At 71.5% G+C, this 17,145-nt stretch carries 18 protein-coding genes; 10 read left to right on the plus strand and 8 right to left on the minus strand.

The window, feature by feature from the left end; genetic code table 11:
• From ASF49_RS22745 to ASF49_RS22760, 4 genes are all read right to left on the minus strand, one after another.
• A complete protein-coding gene (locus ASF49_RS22745; protein ID WP_056478174.1) occupies positions 1-1,113 on the minus strand; it encodes a hypothetical protein in 1,113 nt (370 codons plus the stop codon).
• A gap of 132 nt (positions 1,114-1,245) precedes the next feature.
• A complete protein-coding gene (locus tag ASF49_RS22750; protein ID WP_162240994.1) occupies positions 1,246-2,250 on the minus strand; it encodes a glycosyltransferase family 4 protein in 1,005 nt (334 codons plus the stop codon).
• 31 nt (positions 2,251-2,281) lie between these two features.
• Entirely contained in the window at positions 2,282-3,121 is an 840-nt protein-coding gene (locus ASF49_RS24120) for a hypothetical protein (protein ID WP_162240995.1), read from the minus strand.
• A gap of 121 nt (positions 3,122-3,242) precedes the next feature.
• A complete protein-coding gene (locus ASF49_RS22760) occupies positions 3,243-4,550 on the minus strand; it encodes a lytic murein transglycosylase (protein WP_243214740.1) in 1,308 nt (435 codons plus the stop codon).
• A 214-nt stretch (positions 4,551-4,764) separates the two neighbouring features.
• Here ASF49_RS22760 and ASF49_RS22765 point away from each other — a divergent pair, with 214 nt between their 5' ends.
• Complete coding sequence (locus tag ASF49_RS22765) at positions 4,765-4,995, plus strand: hypothetical protein (protein ID WP_056478179.1); 231 nt, start codon at positions 4,765-4,767, stop codon at positions 4,993-4,995.
• 13 nt (positions 4,996-5,008) lie between these two features.
• Here the strand turns inward: ASF49_RS22765 and ASF49_RS24040 are convergent, their stop codons facing one another.
• On the minus strand, positions 5,009-5,146 hold the full coding sequence (locus tag ASF49_RS24040; RefSeq protein WP_156653155.1) for a hypothetical protein: 138 nt from the start codon (positions 5,144-5,146) through the stop codon (positions 5,009-5,011).
• A 275-nt stretch (positions 5,147-5,421) separates the two neighbouring features.
• Here ASF49_RS24040 and ASF49_RS22770 point away from each other — a divergent pair, with 275 nt between their 5' ends.
• Complete coding sequence (locus ASF49_RS22770; RefSeq protein WP_056478182.1) at positions 5,422-6,219, plus strand: lytic murein transglycosylase; 798 nt, start codon at positions 5,422-5,424, stop codon at positions 6,217-6,219.
• Between the two features lie 81 nt (positions 6,220-6,300).
• Here the strand turns inward: ASF49_RS22770 and ASF49_RS22775 are convergent, their stop codons facing one another.
• The 3 genes from ASF49_RS22775 to ASF49_RS22785 all read right to left on the minus strand — a co-directional run bounded on the left by ASF49_RS22775 (position 6,301) and on the right by ASF49_RS22785 (position 9,148).
• Positions 6,301-6,675 carry a hypothetical protein gene (locus tag ASF49_RS22775; RefSeq protein ID WP_082511484.1) on the minus strand — a complete coding sequence of 125 codons (375 nt, stop codon included), beginning with the start codon at positions 6,673-6,675 and terminating at the stop codon, positions 6,301-6,303.
• Positions 6,676-7,181: 506 nt separating this feature from the next.
• The gene (locus tag ASF49_RS22780; protein ID WP_056478184.1) at positions 7,182-8,528 is read right to left on the minus strand and encodes an L-serine ammonia-lyase; all 1,347 of its coding nucleotides are present in this window, start codon (positions 8,526-8,528) and stop codon (positions 7,182-7,184) included.
• Positions 8,529-8,725: 197 nt separating this feature from the next.
• Complete coding sequence (locus tag ASF49_RS22785) at positions 8,726-9,148, minus strand: hypothetical protein (protein ID WP_056478186.1); 423 nt, start codon at positions 9,146-9,148, stop codon at positions 8,726-8,728.
• Positions 9,149-9,728: 580 nt separating this feature from the next.
• Between ASF49_RS22785 and sfnG the strand changes: the two genes are divergently transcribed.
• From sfnG to ASF49_RS22825, 8 genes are all read left to right on the plus strand, one after another.
• Positions 9,729-10,856 (plus strand): dimethylsulfone monooxygenase SfnG, encoded by a 1,128-nt coding sequence (sfnG, locus tag ASF49_RS22790; RefSeq protein WP_243214738.1) that lies wholly within the window; start codon positions 9,729-9,731, stop codon positions 10,854-10,856.
• 44 nt (positions 10,857-10,900) lie between these two features.
• A complete protein-coding gene (locus tag ASF49_RS22795; RefSeq protein WP_056478188.1) occupies positions 10,901-12,160 on the plus strand; it encodes an SfnB family sulfur acquisition oxidoreductase in 1,260 nt (419 codons plus the stop codon).
• 318 nt (positions 12,161-12,478) lie between these two features.
• On the plus strand, positions 12,479-12,640 hold the full coding sequence (locus tag ASF49_RS24125) for a hypothetical protein (RefSeq protein ID WP_162240996.1): 162 nt from the start codon (positions 12,479-12,481) through the stop codon (positions 12,638-12,640).
• Between the two features lie 114 nt (positions 12,641-12,754).
• Positions 12,755-13,966, plus strand: coding sequence for an acyl-CoA dehydrogenase family protein (locus tag ASF49_RS22805; protein WP_056478231.1), 1,212 nt, complete (start codon positions 12,755-12,757; stop codon positions 13,964-13,966).
• A 12-nt stretch (positions 13,967-13,978) separates the two neighbouring features.
• Complete coding sequence (locus tag ASF49_RS22810; RefSeq protein ID WP_056478192.1) at positions 13,979-14,566, plus strand: SAM-dependent methyltransferase; 588 nt, start codon at positions 13,979-13,981, stop codon at positions 14,564-14,566.
• The gene (locus tag ASF49_RS22815) at positions 14,563-15,303 is read left to right on the plus strand and encodes a cytochrome b/b6 domain-containing protein (RefSeq protein WP_056478195.1); all 741 of its coding nucleotides are present in this window, start codon (positions 14,563-14,565) and stop codon (positions 15,301-15,303) included. The genes ASF49_RS22810 and ASF49_RS22815 overlap by 4 nt, the downstream gene beginning before the upstream one ends.
• The gene (locus ASF49_RS22820) at positions 15,296-16,036 is read left to right on the plus strand and encodes a molybdopterin-dependent oxidoreductase (RefSeq protein ID WP_056478197.1); all 741 of its coding nucleotides are present in this window, start codon (positions 15,296-15,298) and stop codon (positions 16,034-16,036) included. The genes ASF49_RS22815 and ASF49_RS22820 overlap by 8 nt, the downstream gene beginning before the upstream one ends.
• A 222-nt stretch (positions 16,037-16,258) precedes the next feature.
• A partial coding sequence (locus ASF49_RS22825; protein ID WP_162240997.1) for an MCP four helix bundle domain-containing protein occupies positions 16,259-17,145 on the plus strand: 887 nt, incomplete at its 3' end.

Here is a 17,145-nt window from a genome sequence, read left to right on the forward strand (position 1 = left end):
TCAGGGCAGGGCGGCGCGCTTGCGCAGGATCATGTCGCCCCGGAACAGGAACTTCTGAGCGCGCTTGCCGGTGTCGACCTCGGTGGTGAAGACGTTGCCGCGGCTGTCCACCGCGAGGTTGTGGACCCAATGGAAATCCCCCGCCATGCGGCCGTTGCGGCCGAAGGCGCCGAGCACCTCGCCGGTCTCGCGGCTCAGGGTGCGGACCTCGTTGTTGGCTCCGTCCGCGTTGAGGAGGTAGCTCTGCTCGGCGTCGGGCCAGAGCGCCAGCTCCCAGACGGAGCCGTTGGCCCGGGTGTTCTTCTCGACGAAGAATTCCTTCACGAAGGTGCCGTCGCGGCGGAAGACCTGGACCCGGTCGTTGGTGCGGTCGCAGATGTAGACCAGGCCGTCGCGGGCGATCTGCACGCAGTGGACGGGGTTGCGGAACTGCTGGGCCGGAGCCGCCGCCGGATCGTAGGCCGGCAGGGTCTCGTCGGTCGGCGGCTTGCCGTAGGCGCCCCACATCCGCTTGAAGGCGCCCGTCTCGGCATCGAACACGATGACGCGGTGGTTGAAGTAGCCGTCGGCGACGTAGAGCTCGTTGGTCTCGGGGTCGACCTGCATGGCGGCGGGCTTGCCGAGCCGGCTGGTATCGAGGCTGTTGGTCTGGGGTCCCTGCTTGCCGATCTGCAGCACGAACTTGCCCTCGGGGGTGAACTTCAGGATCTGCCCGTCGGTGTCGCCGTTCCCGGCGAGCCAGACGAAGCCCTTGTGATCGATGTGGATGCCGTGCTCGTTCTGGGGCCAGTCGTAGCCCTCGCCGGGGCCGCCCCAGCTGCGGATCAGGGTGCCGGCCTGATCGAACACCAGGACCGGCGGCGCGGGGCGGCAGCACTTGGTGCGCGGCGGGTTGAGGCTTGCAGCCTTCTCGTCGTCGGTGAGCGTGCGCGGGCGCTGCACCACCCAGATGTTGTCCTGCGCGTCGACGGCGACCCCCGAGGCCTGCCCCATGATCCACTGGTTCGGCAGCGGTTTCGGCCAGGCCGGATCGACCTGGAACGTCAACGGGTCCGCGGACGCCACGCCCGCCCACGCGACCGCGAGCGCGGCCAGACCAAGCCGAAGCCTCATGCTTTCCTCCCGATGCCGTCCGGTCTTGCCGACCGTGACGTGCACACAGTATTCGCGGCCGGCGGGAGGGCGTCCAGTCGCGGCGGGGCGGAGGCGTGTCGCCGACCCGGATCTGTCACCCGGCCCGGCGGGTCAGGCGCCTGCGCGGGACGGACCCCGCAGGACGGCCTCCCACAGGATCGCCGCCCGCTCCCAGGTCAGGGCCCGGCGCTGCAGGAGCGCGCCGGCGCTGAGTTCCGACCAGAGGTCGTCCTGGGTGGCGAGGCTGACGACGGCCTCGGCGAAGGCCGTGTCCGTCCCGGCGACCCAGCCGTTCACCCCGTGCTGCACCCGTTCGGCGAGGGCGCCGATGCCGGCGGTCACCACCGGCAGCCCCATGGCCTGGGCCTCCGCCGCCGCGAGGCAGAAGGTCTCGTCGGGGGAGCCGGGGCAGACCATGGCGCGCGCGTCGCCGTAGAACGCCGCCAGGGCGACGGCACCCCGCCGGGGGTGGAACACCACCGGGCCGCGATCGTCGGGCGAGTCCGGCTGTTCCGAGCCGAAGACGTGGAGCTTCGCGCCCGAGGCGATCAGGGGCGCCGAGCTGCGCCAGAGCCGCAGCATCCGGTCGAGGCCGCGCTGGGGCTGGGACGCGTAGACGAAGTCCCGGCTGCGGCCCCGCGTCGGCTCGGGCGTGCGGAAGACCGGCGAGACGCCGTGCGGGATGACGTGGCGGCGCCGGAACGGGTAGAGCGGCGACATGATCCGCGCCGCGAGGCTGCCGACGAACACGGCCTCCGGCCGCAGGGCCAGGAAGGGCATGAGATAGCCCTTCCGCACGGCCTTCTCGACGTTGAGCGGATTGTGGACCCAGACGATGCCGCGCCGGCCCGGATGGGCGCGGAGGGGGCGCGGGTCGTTGCTGGTGACGACCGCGTCGGCCTCGCAGGCCGCCGCCTCCGCGAGGGGGATGTTGCGGACGCCGTCGCGCTCCACCGTCCCGCTCCGGCGCGTGGCCAGGGTCACGGTCCAGCCGCGCCGGGCCAGGGCGCGGGCGAGGGCGATGTTCGTGCTCTCGATGCCGCCGAGGCCGATCTCGGGGGGCGTGTCGAGGCCGAAGGCCACCGGCGTCGCGCAGATGAACAGGACCCGACGCATCGACATCTCCAGGGATCGCATGTCCGGCCGGTCAGAGGCCGAGGCCCCGGGCCTGCTGGCCGAGCCAGGAGGTGGCCGGGGGCGGGGCATCGAGCCCGATCGACCAGAGCTTGCCGCGCCAGGCATGCACCGACACCGTCTCGGGTACCATGAGCGCCCGCGCCCCCCGGTCGTCCGCCTCGGCGAGGCGGTAGGCCTCGTCGTCGCCGAGGGGATAGAACACCTCCCGCGCCCGGGCATGGCCCTCCAGGCGGAGCTTGCGTACGAAGTAGGTGAGGGCGCGGGGGCCGATCGCCAGGCGCTCCGGGTGGAACGGGATGCGCTTGCCGATCAGCAGTTCCAGGCGGCGCTTCACCCGGATGTGGCCGGTGGCCCAGGGCGCGCGGATCGGCACCCTCGAGATCGCGTCCCAGTAGCGGGACACGAGCTCGGAATCCGGCGGCGCCGACAGGATCGCGTTGTTGAGACGGCTCGCGTTGAGCCAGCCGAACAGGTACGCCCCCGCCCCGTCCGGCGTCTCGAGGGGGCGCAGGAAGATGCAGTCGAGGTCCGACCAGATGCCCTTGCCGTCGCGGATCAGGCTGAGGCGCAGGTAATCGGCGTAGAAGGCGAGGACGCCGCGGCTGCGATAGAGGTCCGCCATGAGGTTCGGTCCGATCCCCTCGCGGGCATCGATCACCGTCCCCGGCAGCCCCTGCGCGCGCAGGGCCGCCACGTCGTGCGAATAGATGTGCAGGGGGTGCCCGGCCGCGACGATCGAGGCGGCACTGAGCCGTTCGAGCCAGGTCACCGGCCCTTCCCAGTAGGTGACGATGGTCCGGAGCGGGGACGGTCCCCCGGAGGGAGCGGACGCGGTCGCGGATCGACTCATTCCCTCCTGAAGCCCCTCTCGCCATCGCCCGAGGATCACCTGCCCCGGATCACCTGCCCCGGATCACCGGGGCTGCTCTATCGCGGCGCCCCGGGCGCGACCACCGCTAAATCCGCGCGGATCAGGGCTTGGTTTCGGAAGAGGCCAGGATCCGCTCCCGCAGCGGGGCGTCGGCGTAGCCGTCGGGAGGCAGGCCGTTGGCCGCCTGGTAGGCGCGGATCGCCGCCCGCGTCCTGGGGCCGATCCTGCCGTCGGCCGCGCCCGCCGGGAACCCGCGCTCGGCCAGGCGCGATTGGAGCGACCGGACGTCGCCGGCGCTCGGCATCGCGTCGCCGCGCGGCCAGTCCCGGGTGAAGCCCGCCTCGCCCCGCAGGCGGTCCGACAGGTGCGCCACGGAGAGCGCGTAGGCCAGCGCGGTGTTGTAGCGCAGGATGATCCGAAAGTTCGGCTGGAGGAGGAAGGCCGGTCCGCGGGCGCCGGCCGGCAGGATCAGCGTCGCCGTGCCGTCCTCCGCCAGAGCCTGGATCGGGACCACCCCGAGCGCCTTCCAGGCGGCGATGCTCCGCTCCGTGGTCTCGTCGGCGAGCGCGAGGTCGAACCCGTCGGGAAGGCGCGCCTCGCTGCCCCAGCGCGCGCCGGAACGCCAGCCCATCGCCGTGAGGTAGTTGGCCGTGGAGGCGAGGGCGTCCGGCACGGAGGTCCAGATGTCGCGCCGGCCGTCGCCATCGAAATCCACCGCATGAGCCTGGTAGACCGTCGGCATGAACTGGGTGTGGCCCATGGCCCCGGCCCAGGACCCGGTGAGCGGTCCGGGCGGACCCTTGTCCTGGGCCTGAATCTCCAGGGCGGCGATCAGCTCGGCGCGCCAGTAGGGCGCCCGCGGCGTCTCGCTGCAGGCCAGCGTGGCCAGGGAGCGCAGGACCGGACGGACGATCCCGGGATCCTCGAGCACGCTGCCGTAGGTGGATTCGACCCCCCAGAACGCCGCCAGGATGAAGCGGTCGACGCCGTAGCGGGCCTCGATGGCGTCGAAGGTCGCGGACCACTCCGCCAGCTTGCGCCGACCCTCGGCGATCCGCGTCTCGGTGAGGTTGGCGTCGAGGTAGGACCAGATCGGCTTCACGAACTCCGCCTGACCCTGGGGCGCCGCCGCCACGTCGGCATCGGGAGAAAGCGCGCGCAGGCGGTCCGTCACCCCGGCCGGGACGCCGCGTGCCTCGGCCTCGGCAGCGACCGCTCCGGTGCAGTGCGCGAAGGCGAGGGGTTGCGCGTCGGCCCCGGCTGCGGCACCCCCGGCGGGGGCGGACGGCTCGGCCGACACGATCTCGACCGCGCCCGGGATCAGGGCGGCCGGACCGAGGGCCATCAGGAATGCAATCGTGGCGGCGCGCCGCATGGGAGCCCCGAAGCGTCGCTGCCGCCATCCCATGCCGGTTTCCTCCCTGCGCCGCCCCGTGGGGACCCTAGCTGCCGGAGCCCGGAGGCGGAAGCGGGACTTCGCCACGACGAACATCGCCGGCGGAACCATCGCCTGCCGGCTGCATCAACCGATCGTTGCAACGCCGGCGCGCCGCGTTCGCCGTCGGGCCAGGGAGGACGATCATGCGGTGCCGCGATCTGCCCGACCGCGCGAGAGGGTGCCCATGCTCGTCGCGCTGATCCTGTTCCTGAGCGGGATCGCGGTGGGCCTCACCTGCCGGGCCACGGTCGCCGTCGGCCTGTCCGCCCTCGTGGTCGCGCTCTCGGGCATGGTCTGGATCGCCCGGTGGGACGTCTCCGTCGTGAGCCTGCTCGTGCTGTTCGCGCACCTCACCGCGGTTCAGGCGGGCTACCTGCTCGGCGCCTACCTGCGCGTGCGCAGCGACGGCGCCTGAGGGCGCCATCCCGTCACCAGAACCAGACCACCGTCGGGCTGAGCACGAAGATCGGCCACCACAGGAGCAGGGCCGTCGCACAGAGGACGAGGACCAGCACCAGCGGCGGCCGCTGGTTCGGGTTGATACGGAATGTCTTGAAGCGGGACATGAGCGGTGCGGCCCGGGACGGTTCAATGTTCGTCTTGGGCTGAACTGCACGGGATGGGCCGCTGCGGTGACGAACCGGATGTCAGGTCCGGCGATGCATCCGGACATCTCTGCGTAACCAAACGCGGGGAAGTGAGGGCCATGGGACGGATCGCAGCCAAAATTGCCGCAATGAGGCTCGACTCACGGTCGCGTTTGTCGCCTTGCTCCGCGCAAGGGGAAGTCATCGATCCGTGCGGCCCCCCGAACGGCGTCGCACGGCCAGGGAGTTTTGACATGATCGGACGTGGGTATCGGACGCCGTGGATCGCGGCGGCCTTCGCGGCGCTCGTCTGTGCGACGGGCGCGGCGAACGCGGCGCAGTGCGGCAACAGCGCGGCCGGCTTCGAAGCCTGGAAGCGGGAATTCGCCGAGGAGGCGCGCGGCCGGGCCAGCGCCGCGAGCCTCTCCGCGCTGATGGGCACCTCCTACTCGACGGCGACCATCTCGGCCGATCGCGGCCAGAAGAGCTTCAAGCTCTCTCTCGACCAGTTCCTGGCCAAGCGCGGCGGCAACACCATCGTGTCGCGCGGTCGCGCCCTCAAGGCCCAGAACGCCGCCCTGTTCGACTCGATCGAGCAGCGCTATGGCGTGCCGCCCGGCCCGCTCCTGGCGATCTGGGGCATGGAGACGGGCTTCGGCGCGGTGAAGGGCAACGTGAACACGCTCTCGGCGGTCGCGACCCTGGCCTATGATTGCCGCCGCTCGGCCTACTTCACCGACCAGCTCTACGCCGCCCTCACCCTGGTGGATCGCGGCGTCCTGACCCCGAGCACTCGGGGCGCGGCCCACGGCGAGGTCGGCCACACCCAGTTCCTGCCCAGGAACGTCCTGAACTACGGCGTCGGCGGCAGCCTCGACGGCACGGCCAACGCCCTGAACTCGACGGCGAACTTCCTCAAGGGCCATGGCTGGCGCGCCGGTGCCGGCTACCAGCCGGGCGAGCCGAACTTCGCCGCGATCCAGGGCTGGAACGCCGCCTCGGTCTACCAGCGCGCCATTGCGCTGCTCGGCGAGCGCATCGACGGCCGGTAGACCGGACCGCGATTCATCGGGTCCCGGCCGGAGGCTCGGGTCGGTCCCGGTCTCCGGCGAACCCGCGTGCGGCAGCCGACCTCAGGGCCGCAGCCCCGCGACGTCGTCGCTGCAGGGCATCATGTCGGTCGCGCCGGCGACGAGGCCGGCGAGCGCGCGAAGGTCCTGCGGCTGGCGCGGGCTCGCCGCCACCCGGCCCGCGTCGCGCTTGAGGGCGCGGTTGCAGCCGCAGGAGGGCAGGCCCCCGTCGGGCGTGCAGGCATCGTGACTGCGGCACGCCGCATCCAGCGCGTCGATCGGCGCGACGTCCATGCCGTCGTTGCCGGGGCCGCAGTAATGCCCATGGATGAGCAGGGCCGGGCGCGGCGTCTGTCCGGGACCCGTTAGGTCCTGGGCGGCGAGGGGCGTGACGACGGGGAAGGCTCCGAGGAGCAGGGCGAGCGTCAGAATCCGCATGGCGGGTCTCCGGTGGGGAATTCGGGTCGGAACGGGGCGAGGACGAGCCCGCCGAGCGCTGGGCAGCGCGACTGAAGGTCGGGCGGAGTTCGGAGAGAATCGGGAGGCGGAGGCCCGGAGGCCGTCCGCCACAGGGCTCTCAGGACGGGGCGGCGTCCCGGACGGGCGCCCGGTCGCGCCTCGGGCCGGAGCCGGCGATCCCGATGGTCGGCGTCGCGAAGGTCATGATGTGTGTCCCGCGTCTCGACAGGACGGATCGAAGGCGAGCCGCTCGCGCTGGCCGCATCCGCCGTCCGGTAGCCCCCTCGCGCATGACAACCCTATCGGAACCGCTGCGTTCCATATTCTCGGATCGGAACGACGCCTGTTCGGCCGTCGGAGCCAATGCTCAAGCTTGAACGCGCAGGTTTTCGGCGAGCGAGCGGCAGTCGGTCGGGCGACGGAGATCGATGCGCTGGGTCGAGCCCCGTTAATAAGGAACTCAGCGGTTCCTTATTTTCGATCCGTCAGCAGGCCGCGACGTTCACCGCGAGACCACCCAGGGAGGTCTCCTTGTACTTGGCCTGCATGTCGTGGCCGGTCTGGCGCATGGTCTCGATGACCTCGTCGAGGCTGACCCGGTGGATGCCGTCGCCGCGCAGGGCCAGAGAGGCGGCCACCACCGCCTTGTTGGCCCCGAACGCGTTGCGCTCGATGCAGGGGATCTGGACCAGGCCGCCGATGGGATCGCAGGTCATGCCGAGATGGTGCTCCATCGCGATCTCGGCGGCGTTCTCCACCTGGGCCGGGCTGCCGCCGAGGAAGGCCGCCAGACCCGCCGCCGCCATCGCGGCCGCCGAACCGACCTCCCCCTGGCAGCCGACCTCGGCGCCGGAGATCGACGCGCGGGTCTTGATCAGGCCCCCCACCGCCGCGGCGGTGAGCAGGAATTCCCGCGCGCGGGCCTCCGACCAGTCGGGGCAGAAGTCGCGGGCGTAGCGCAGGACGGCCGGCACGATCCCGGCCGCGCCGTTGGTGGGCGCGGTCACCACGCGCCCGCCGGCGGCGTTCTCCTCGTTCACCGCCAGGGCGTAGAGGCTGATCCAGTCGACGATCTCGTGGGCCGCGCGCGCGTTGCGCAGGCGTCCGGCGGTGAGGTCGTCGTGCAGGCGCTTGGCGCGGCGGCGGACCCTGAGGCCGCCGGGAAGCTCGCCGTCCTGGCGCAGGCCCCGATCGATGCAGGCGAACATCGCGTCCCGGATGGCGTCGAGGCCGGCCTCCACCGCCTCGGGGTCGCGCGAACCGCACTCGTTGGCGAACTGCACCTGCGCGATCGTGCGGTCCTCCCTCAGGCACAGGGCGAGGAGGCCTGCCGCAGAGGCGTAGGGCAGGGGGCAGTCCGTCTCGGCGCCCGGCGCGGCCTCGGCCTCGGTCACCACGAAGCCGCCGCCGACGGAATAATAGGTCTCGGCGTCGAGGACCGCGCCGGCGCCGTCGAGGGCGCGGAAGCGCAGGGCGTTGGTGTGCAGCGGCAGCACGTCGGTGAAGTTGAAGGCGAGGTCCGCGGCCGGGTCGAAGCCCGGCCCCGAGGGGCCGAGCCGCTTGGCCGCCCCGAGCGCCGCGACGAGGCCGGCGACCGCGTCGGGGTCGATGGAGCGCGGGTCGTGCCCGAGGAGCCCGAGGAAGATCGCCGTGTCGGTGCCGTGCCCGCGCCCCGTCCAGGCGAGGGAGCCGAAGATCTCGGCCTGGATGCGGGCGAGGCCGGGCAGACGCTCGGTCCGGGTGCGAAACCGCAGCGCCGCCACCATCGGGCCGACGGTGTGCGAGCTCGACGGGCCGATCCCGATCTTGAAGAGGTCGAAGGCGCTGATCATCGGCTCTCGCGTTCCGGAAGGCACGGATGCCCGGGGCAGGCCCCGCGTCGCCGGCTGTCCGAGACGGGGGCGGGGGTCGGCCGGGAGGTCAGGGCCTTGCCTGATACACCGCCGGGCCGAGGCCGCGCATCCCCCCATCCGCGCCACCGCATCGGTTGCGAGGTGCGGACCGGTCCGCCGCAGCGATCCGGATCCGTTCAGGCCGCCGCGCGGTCGTAACCGGTCCGGTCGGCGGCCGGGGCCAGCAGCTCGGCGACGAGGGCCACGAGCTGGTGTCCGTGATAGGGCGTGCGCAGGCGCAGGGCGCCCGGCTCGAGGGTTTCGCCGTCGAGCCGGCGCAGGGAGCGGGCGGTGTAGACCACCCCCACCGCGGGATCGAGGCAGCGGGCGACCCCGGCGAGCGAAAGGCCGTCCACGGTGTCGCGCACGTCGGCATCGGTCACCAGCACATCGACGCGGCGCTGGTCCGTATGCGCCAGAAGCAGGCTCTCGACCTCGCCGGCGGTGCGCGCGCCGAGCACGTCGTAGCCCGACATCTCGAGGCAGCTCGTGGTGATGGAGCGGGTCAATTCGTCTCCGGCGAGGAGAACCACGAGCGGTTGGCGGGACGCGGCCATCATGGACGAACTTCCTGGGTGAACCGATATCGAGCGCTTCGGCTTTCAAATGGACGGTGGCGCGACCGTAGAAGCGACCAGTTAACGCGTCCTTAAACGTCCGGTTTCATGAGGCAACAGCAATTCTGGAGACAAGCTGAAGAGATCAGCAATTTCACCCGGATGCTCACCTTATCAGCATCGACATGCCCGAAAAGGCGGCGAACCTAGCACTTTGGCCGCGCCGACTGGATTTCGCGGCATCCGGACGCCCTGAATAAGTGCACCGCACCGGGGAAGACGGCCCCGCGACGTCCCGCCGGCGGGTCGGATCGGCGCCCTGCGCCCCGTTCCGCACGTGTGAGGCAAACCTTCGGCCACACCCCACGATCGGGAGAACGAGCTTTCCCCTTCCGGCCGAAAAAAGCCGTTTGCTTCCTTTGACGCCAGCACAGCATCGCGCAATTCTAGGTCTGCAATGACAAACCGGGGCGCAGACGCGCACTAAGTCAGTCCTCACAGAGATGTGAGCGCTCCGATTTTTGTATTCAATCGGTCCAATTCGAAAACCGGGACGCACGGCCTGTGCGTCTTGCCGGAACGCATGGGTGTGATCATGGGCTTTCAACCTGAACTCCGCGACGGGGGCGAACCGATCCGCTTCGCCTACTGGGTACCCAACGTCTCGGGCGGCCTCGTCATCAGCAAGATCCCCCAGCGCACGGGCTGGGACGCGCCCTACAACCGGCGCCTCGCGCAGATCGCGGAAGCCGCTGGGTTCGACTACGCCCTGACGCAGATCCGCTTCACCGCCGGCTACGGCGCCGAGTACCAGCACGAATCCGTCGCCTTCAGCCACGCGCTGCTGGCCGCCACCTCGAAGCTGAAGGTCATCGCCGCCCTGCTGCCAGGCCCCTGGAACCCGACGCTCGCGGCCAAGCAGATCGCCACGATCAGCCAGCTCACGGAGGGGCGCATCGCCGTCAACGTGGTCTCGGGCTGGTTCTCGGGCGAGTTCCGCGCCATCGGCGAGCCGTGGCTCGACCACGACGAGCGCTACCGCCGCTCGGAGGAGTTCATCCACGCCCTGCGGGGGATCTGGACCCAGGACAACTTCACCTTCCGAGGCGATTTCTATCGCTACAGCGACTACACCCTGAAGCCGAAGCCGGCCGACCCGCAGCCGGAGATCTTCCAGGGCGGCTCGTCACGCGCGGCCCGCGACATGGCGGCCCGGGTCTCGGACTGGTACTTCACCAACGGCAACACGCCCGAGGGCATCCGGGCCCAGGTCGACGACATCCAGGCCAAGGCACGCGCCAACGGCCACGCGGTGAAGGTCGGCGTCAACGCCTTCGTCATCGCGCGCGAGACCGAGGCGGAAGCCCGCGCCGTCCTCCAGGAGATCATCGACCACGCCGATCCGGACGCCGTGAAGGCCTTCGGGCACGAGGCGAAGAACGCCGGCAAGGCCTCGCCGGAGGGCGAGGGCAACTGGGCGAATTCGAGCTTCGAGGACCTCGTCCAGTACAACGACGGCTTCAAGACCAACCTGATCGGCACGCCCGACCAGATCGCCGAGCGCATCGTGGCGCTCAAGGATGCGGGCGTCGACCTCGCCCTCCTCGCCTTCCTGCACTTCCAGGAGGAGGTCGCGTATTTCGGCGAACACGTGATCCCGCGGGTTCGCGCCCTGGAGGCGGCCCGCCGCGAACGCGCGCGGGCGGCCTGAGCCGCGCCGCGCCCCGCTCTCGTCACCTGATCCGGAGACACCGCATGAACATCGCCGTCAGCCCGCCTCCGCGGGACACCTATCGCTGGCCCGCCGGCGCGCCCGGTCCCGAGCGCCCGGCCGCGCCGGCCCACGTCATCCGCGACGCGGCCGAGGCCCTGCGCGTCGCCCAGGCCCTGGCGGAGACTTTCGGGGCCGGCGCCGCCGAGCGCGACCGCACCGGTCGCCGTCCCCTGGCCGAGCTCGACGCGTTCTCGCAGAGCGGCCTGTGGTCGATCAACGTGCCGCGGGCCCATGGCGGGCCGGGGCTGTCCTACCGGATCCTGGCGCAGGTCATCTCCGTCGTCTCGGCGGCCGACCCGTCCATCGGGCAGATCGCCCAGAACCACCTCGGCATCGTGGCGTCGATCGACACGGTCTCGGACGAGGCCCAGAAGGCGCTGCTGTTCGGCCTCGTCCTGGCCGGCACCCGCTTCGGCAACGCCTTCTCGGAGATCGGCACGCCGCGGGCCGCCGACTTCAAGACCCGCTTCGTGGAGGATGGCGACCACGTGGTGGTGCACGGCACGAAGTTCTACGCCACCGGCGCGCTGCTCGCCCACCTCGTGCCCATCGTGGCCCTCGATGGCGCGGGCCGGGCCTGGTACGCGATCGCCGAGCGCAACGCGCCCGGCCTGACCGTGATCGACGACTGGTCGAGCTTCGGCCAGCGCACCACCGCGAGCGGCACCGTGCAGATCGACGGCGTGCGCGTGCCCAGGACGCACCTGGTGCCGGCCTGGAAGGGCTACGAACGCCCGAGTGCCGACGGGGCGATCTTCCAGATCATCCAGGCGGCCGTGGATGCGGGCATCGCCCGGGCGGCGCTCGCCGAGACCATCACGTTCGTGCGCACCCAGTCCCGCCCCTGGATCGACAGCGGTCTGGAGCGGGCCTCCGACGACCCCCACACCATCCGCATCGTCGGCGACCTCACGATCCGCCTGCACGCGGCCGAGGCGCTGCTCGACCGGGCCGGCCTCGCCCTCGACGACGCCGTGGCGGCCCCCGACGCCGACACCGTGGCGACCGCGCAGCTCGCGGTGGCGGAAGCCAAGGTGCTCACCACGGAGGTGGCGCTCAGCGCCAGCAACACCCTGTTCGAGCTCGCCGGCACCCGCGCGACGCTCGCCGAGCACAACCTCGACCGGCACTGGCGCAACGCCCGCACCCACACGCTCCACGACCCCGTGCGCTGGAAATACGCGATCATCGGCAACCACGCCCTGAACGGGGTGAATCCGCCTTTCCACGCCTGGAGCTGAGAGTGTGGGGTCGAAGGCGACTGTGGGACGAACCGGAGCCGGGTGTCGGCTCTCCCGAAAGGCCGGACCTGCCGGCCGGGACACCGGTGGCCCGCGGGCGTCCAGCCGGTGCCGATCCCGAGGCCAACAGGATCGCCCCTCCACAGAGTCCCGGCGCATCGGCGTGCGCGGCCGCACCGCCCGTGGACCGACCGGCGCATGGCAGCGTTTCCTCGTGCGGATCTGCTCAACTCCAAGAAAGCCGCCCATCTTAAGATGGTCGTCATGGTTTTCGTCGCGGAATGCGGCGAAAAAAAACTGTATTCGGGAATCGGAACCGTGGATATCGAGACCGCCAAGATGCTGGTGGGGGCCGCCCTCCTGGTGGCCATCGGCGCCTTCTCCGTGCTGACCGTGAGCGGGATGGTCCGCGCCATGGTCGCCGACCTGCGTGCCGGACGCGCGAACTTACGCGGCGAGACGGTCTCCGAGCCTCGCTAAAGCGCCATCGGCCGCCGTTCGGGGCGGGCGCCGACGCGCTTTGACGCGGGGACAGGTCGGTTTGGTACGCAACCTGCCCCTGGCGGTCGCGCGTCCGTGATCCATGTCTCGATGATGAACGCCCTTCCGCAGGACTGCATCGACACCAGCCCCGCACGGATCGCGGCCGCCGCACGCGCGGTCTCGCGCCTCGCGGCCGAACGGGCCGACGGCCTCGACCGCGACGGCGGGTTTCCGGCCGAGGACGTCGCCCACGCCCATGCGGCGGGCCTGCTCGCGGCGCCCCTGCCGGTGGCGCTCGGCGGCGCCGGCCTCGATGCGCCCCACCGGGCGCCGGTCCTGGCCGATCTCCTGGCGCAGGTCGGGCGCGGCAGCCTCGCCCTCGGCCGGCTCTACGAAGGACACGTCAACGCCCTCGCCCTGGTGCTGCGCTACGCCGAGCCGGCGGTGGCCGAGCGCCTGGCCGCGGATGTCCGTGCCGGGCATCTCTTCGGCGTCTGGAACACGCAGCCCCAGGCGGGCGGCCTCAGCCTCCAGGACGTCGGCGACCTCGGACTCGACCCGGCGGGCGAACCGTGGATCCTGACGGGGGTCAAGTCCTTCGCCTCCGGTGCCGGGGCCGTGACCCGGCCCCTGGTCACCGCGCGCCGGCCGGACGGCCGCCAGCAGATGCTCGTGGTGGACCTGGAGCCCGGCACCCGCGCCGACCTGTCCGGCTGGCGGGCTCAGGGGATGCGGGCCTCGACCTCGGGCGTCCTCGACTTCACCGGCCTGCCCGCCGGCCCCGACAGCTTCATCGGCGGCCCCGACGACTACTTCTCCGAGCCGCACTTCTCCGGCGGCGCCTGGCGCTTCGCCGCCGTGCAGCTGGGCGGCATCGAGGCGGTGTTCGACGCACTGCGGTCGCATCTGCGGACCACCGGACGCGGGGGCGACCCGCATCAGGCGGCCCGCCTCGGCGAGGCCGCGATCGCGGTGGAGGGCGCCCGCCTCTTCGTCGGTCACGCCGCGCGCCTCGCCGCCGACCCGGAGGCGGAGCCCGACCGGGTGATCGCCTACGTCAATCTCACCCGCCTCGCGGTGGAGCGGGCCGGGCTCGACGTCCTGGAGCGAGCCCAGCGCTCGGTCGGGCTCGCGGGCTTCCTCAGCCCGCATCCCCTGGAGCGGCTGACGCGGGATCTGGCCACCTACCTGCGCCAGCCCGGCCCCGACCGGGCCCTGACCAGCGCGGCGGCCCACGTTCTCGCGGAGGGCCGGCCGGCGGACCTCCTCTGGCGCAATCCCGCCGGGGTGCCTATGCCTGACGAGGTTCCGGCCGATCCGTAGGCGCTGACGTCCATGACCCGCTCCCCGCACACGCTGCCGCCGGACTACTTCACCGAGCTCTACGCCGGGAACCCCGATCCGTGGGACTTCGCCACCAGCCCCTACGAACACGCCAAGTACGACGCCACCCTGGCCGCCCTGGGCCGGGAGACCTACGCGCAGGCCCTGGAGGTCGGGTGCTCCATCGGCGTGCTGAGCCGCCGGCTGGCCGACCGCTGCGCGGCCCTGCTCGCCCTCGACGTGGCCGAGGCCGCCCTCGACGCCGCCCGGGCCCGTTGCGCCCCGTGCCCGCATGTCAGCTTCCTGCGCGCGGCGGTGCCGGCGGAGTGGCCCTCCGGCCGGTTCGACCTCGTGGTGCTCTCGGAGGTGCTGTACTTCTTCACGCCCGAGGACCTCGCCCGCATCGCCGCACACCTCGCGGCGGCCTTGAACCCGGGCGGCGAGGTCGTCCTCGTCCATTGGCTGGGGGAGACGAACTTTCCCCTGAGCGCCGACGTGGCGGTCGAGACGCTGATCGGATTCACGCGGGGCCATCTTGAGCCGGGCCACCGGAGCCGCACCGAGCGCTACCGCCTCGACGTGCTGCGGGCGCCCGCGTGAGCCGGGCGCCGAGGGCGGAGGAGCCCGGCCCGTCCCTGGTCCACCGGCACGCCGCCTGGGTGCGCCTGACCCATTGGCTCAACGCCGTCGCGTTCCTGGCTCTCGCGGTCAGCGGCGTCGCGATCCTGCTCGCCCTGCCGCGGCTGTTCTGGGGCGAGACCGGCGCCAACGGGGCACCGGCGGCCCTCGACCTGCCGCTGCCGGTGAACCTCGAACAGACGGGCTGGGGCCGCAACCTGCACTTCCTCGCCGCCTGGGTGCTCGTCCTCAACGGGATCGTCTACCTCATCGTCGCCTTCGTGGGTGGCCACTTCGCCCGCGACCTCGTGCCGGACCGCGACCAGCTGGCCCCGCGCCACCTCGCCCGCGAGATCGCCGATCACGCCCGCCTGAAACCGGCGCGCGGGCGCGAGGCCCTGCGCTACAACGCCCTGCAGAAATTCGCCTATCTCGTCGTCCTGTTCGTGCTGTTTCCTCTCATGGTGCTCACCGGGCTGACCATGTCCCCGGGCGTCACGGCGGCCTATCCGGAACTCTTCGCCCTGTTCGGCGGCCGGCAATCGGCGCGCACGCTGCACTTCCTCGTCGCCAGCCTGCTCGTGCTCTTCCTCGTCGTTCACGTGGCGCAGGTCTTCGTCGGGGGCGCGGGCAACCTGATGCGCGCGATGATCACCGGCCGCTTCCGCGTTCCCCCGGAGACCACCCGGAAGACCCTGACGGAGACTCCCGATGCGTGACCTCTCGCGCCGCCGCCTCCTGACCGGCTCGGGCAGCCTGATCGGCGCCGGCCTCCTCGGCGGCTGCGAGGCCCCGGCCCTGTCGCGGCTCGCCTCCCCATACGACTGGAGCAACGGGCTGACCTTCGCGGTCCAGCGCTGGCTCCAGCGCCACCAGCCCCTGGTGCGCGAGTTCGGACCCGAATCGATCTCGGCAGTGTTCCCGACCATCAACACCACCGACCCCGACGACCCGGATTACCGGCGCTCGAAGGCGATCGGTTTCTCGGACTGGCGGCTGCCGGTCAGCGGCCTCGTGGACAGGCCCGGCGCCTTCTCGCTCTCCGACCTGAAGGCGATGCCCACCCGCACCCAGATCACCCTGCATTCCTGCGAGCAGGGCTGGTCGGCCATCGGCGGCTGGACCGGGGTGCCCCTGGCCCATCTCCTCGCCCAGGTCGGGCTGAAGCCGGCGGCGCGCTTCATCGTGGTGCGCAGCGTCGACGGCTGGTGGGACAGCTACGACCTGTTCGACGCCCTCCATCCGCAGACGATCCTGGCCTACGGCATGAACGGCGGTGACCTGCCGGTGGCGCACGGCGCGCCGGTCCGCCTGCGGGTCGAGCGCCAGCTCGGCTACAAGAGCCTGAAGTACGTCAGCGGCATCGAGGCGGTGGAACGGGTCGACGGCTTCGGCAAGGGCCGCGGCAGCATGGTCGCCGAGCTCGGCTTCCCCTGGTACGCGGGCATCTGACGTCCCGCGGCGCCTGTAACCGCGAGCCCCCGGATCGTATAGCGAGGTCCGGTCATCGTTGAGCGCACGGCAGGATCCGTAACCGCTCCAGCGGTATCGATCGTTGGAAACAGAACGAACCAGTTATCGTTACGTTTCGCGCCCGCTCGATAACGCCGTGTTAAACATGAAGTTGTTTCCTCCGGTCGGAATGCAAATCCGGACGGTCCCAAAACGATGCGCGTGTCTCTGAAATCCATCCTGATCGGCTCCATAACTCTGCTCGGCGTCGCCGCGGCGGGTCAGGGCGTGGTCAGCGTCGTGAAGCTCAGGACGATCGAGCGCGAGGTGAAGGAGGTCGCCACGAACTGGCTTCCCTCCGTCAACGTCGTGAACACGATCAGCACGGCGACGCGCGACGTGCGGGTGAAGCTGTACCGCTTCGTCGTCGCCTCGGAGACGCCGCAGGCGCTGGCGGAGAACGAGGCGGGCCTGAAGACCTCCCTCAAGACCCTCGACGGCCTGCGCCGGACCTACGAGCCGCTGATAGGCTCTGCCGAGGAGAAGGCGATCTACGATGCCTTCACGCCCTTGTGGATGCGCTACATCGAGGGCCAGCAGAGGGTCATCGACCTCATGAACGCGGGCCGGAAGGCCGACGCCCTGGCGCTCACCACCAGCGCCGAGATGGCCGACCTGAACAACGGCGCCATCCGGGCCCTGCAGCGGGCGGTCGACTTCAACCGGGACGGGGCCGAGCGCAGCACCGCGTCGAGCATGGCCAGCGCCGGCTCGGCCATGCTCACGGCCTGGATCGCGATGGCGATCTCGGTGGTGGCCGCCATCGGCGCGATGCTGTTCAGCCTGTTCGGCGTCGCGCGTCCGATCGAGCGCATGACCCGCACCATGGGCCGTCTCGCCGGCGGCGACACCGCCGTGGACATTCCGTCCCGGACCCGCCGCGACGAGATCGGCGACATGGCCGCCGCCGTGAGCGTGTTCCGGGACAACCTCATCCAGACCCGCGAGCTCGAGGCGGAGACGGTCCAGGCGCGGGCCGGAGCGGAGGCGCAGCGCAAGGCGGCGATGCGGGCGATGGCCGAGAGCTTCGAGGGGGCGGTGGGCGGCAT

Origin of the sequence: Methylobacterium sp. Leaf104, from assembly GCF_001422885.1 — a bacterium.
In the GTDB taxonomy this organism is placed as follows: domain Bacteria; phylum Pseudomonadota; class Alphaproteobacteria; order Rhizobiales; family Beijerinckiaceae; genus Methylobacterium.

Bases quoted from the DNA above. Each gene is read 5' to 3' on its own strand.
- ASF49_RS22745 (WP_056478174.1), bottom strand. From the start codon at position 1,113: ATGAGGCTTCGGCTTGGTCTGGCCGCGCTCGCGGTCGCGTGGGCGGGC.
- ASF49_RS22750 (WP_162240994.1), bottom strand. From the start codon at position 2,250: ATGCGTCGGGTCCTGTTCATCTGCGCGACGCCGGTGGCCTTCGGCCTC.
- ASF49_RS24120 (WP_162240995.1), bottom strand. From the start codon at position 3,121: ATGAGTCGATCCGCGACCGCGTCCGCTCCCTCCGGGGGACCGTCCCCG.
- ASF49_RS22760 (WP_243214740.1), bottom strand. From the start codon at position 4,550: ATGGGATGGCGGCAGCGACGCTTCGGGGCTCCCATGCGGCGCGCCGCC.
- ASF49_RS22765 (WP_056478179.1), top strand. From the start codon at position 4,765: ATGCTCGTCGCGCTGATCCTGTTCCTGAGCGGGATCGCGGTGGGCCTC.
- ASF49_RS24040 (WP_156653155.1), bottom strand. From the start codon at position 5,146: ATGTCCCGCTTCAAGACATTCCGTATCAACCCGAACCAGCGGCCGCCG.
- ASF49_RS22770 (WP_056478182.1), top strand. From the start codon at position 5,422: ATGATCGGACGTGGGTATCGGACGCCGTGGATCGCGGCGGCCTTCGCG.
- ASF49_RS22775 (WP_082511484.1), bottom strand. From the start codon at position 6,675: ATGCGGATTCTGACGCTCGCCCTGCTCCTCGGAGCCTTCCCCGTCGTC.
- ASF49_RS22780 (WP_056478184.1), bottom strand. From the start codon at position 8,528: ATGATCAGCGCCTTCGACCTCTTCAAGATCGGGATCGGCCCGTCGAGC.
- ASF49_RS22785 (WP_056478186.1), bottom strand. From the start codon at position 9,148: ATGATGGCCGCGTCCCGCCAACCGCTCGTGGTTCTCCTCGCCGGAGAC.
- sfnG (WP_243214738.1), top strand. From the start codon at position 9,729: ATGGGTGTGATCATGGGCTTTCAACCTGAACTCCGCGACGGGGGCGAA.
- ASF49_RS22795 (WP_056478188.1), top strand. From the start codon at position 10,901: ATGAACATCGCCGTCAGCCCGCCTCCGCGGGACACCTATCGCTGGCCC.
- ASF49_RS22805 (WP_056478231.1), top strand. From the start codon at position 12,755: ATGAACGCCCTTCCGCAGGACTGCATCGACACCAGCCCCGCACGGATC.
- ASF49_RS22810 (WP_056478192.1), top strand. From the start codon at position 13,979: ATGACCCGCTCCCCGCACACGCTGCCGCCGGACTACTTCACCGAGCTC.
- ASF49_RS22820 (WP_056478197.1), top strand. From the start codon at position 15,296: ATGCGTGACCTCTCGCGCCGCCGCCTCCTGACCGGCTCGGGCAGCCTG.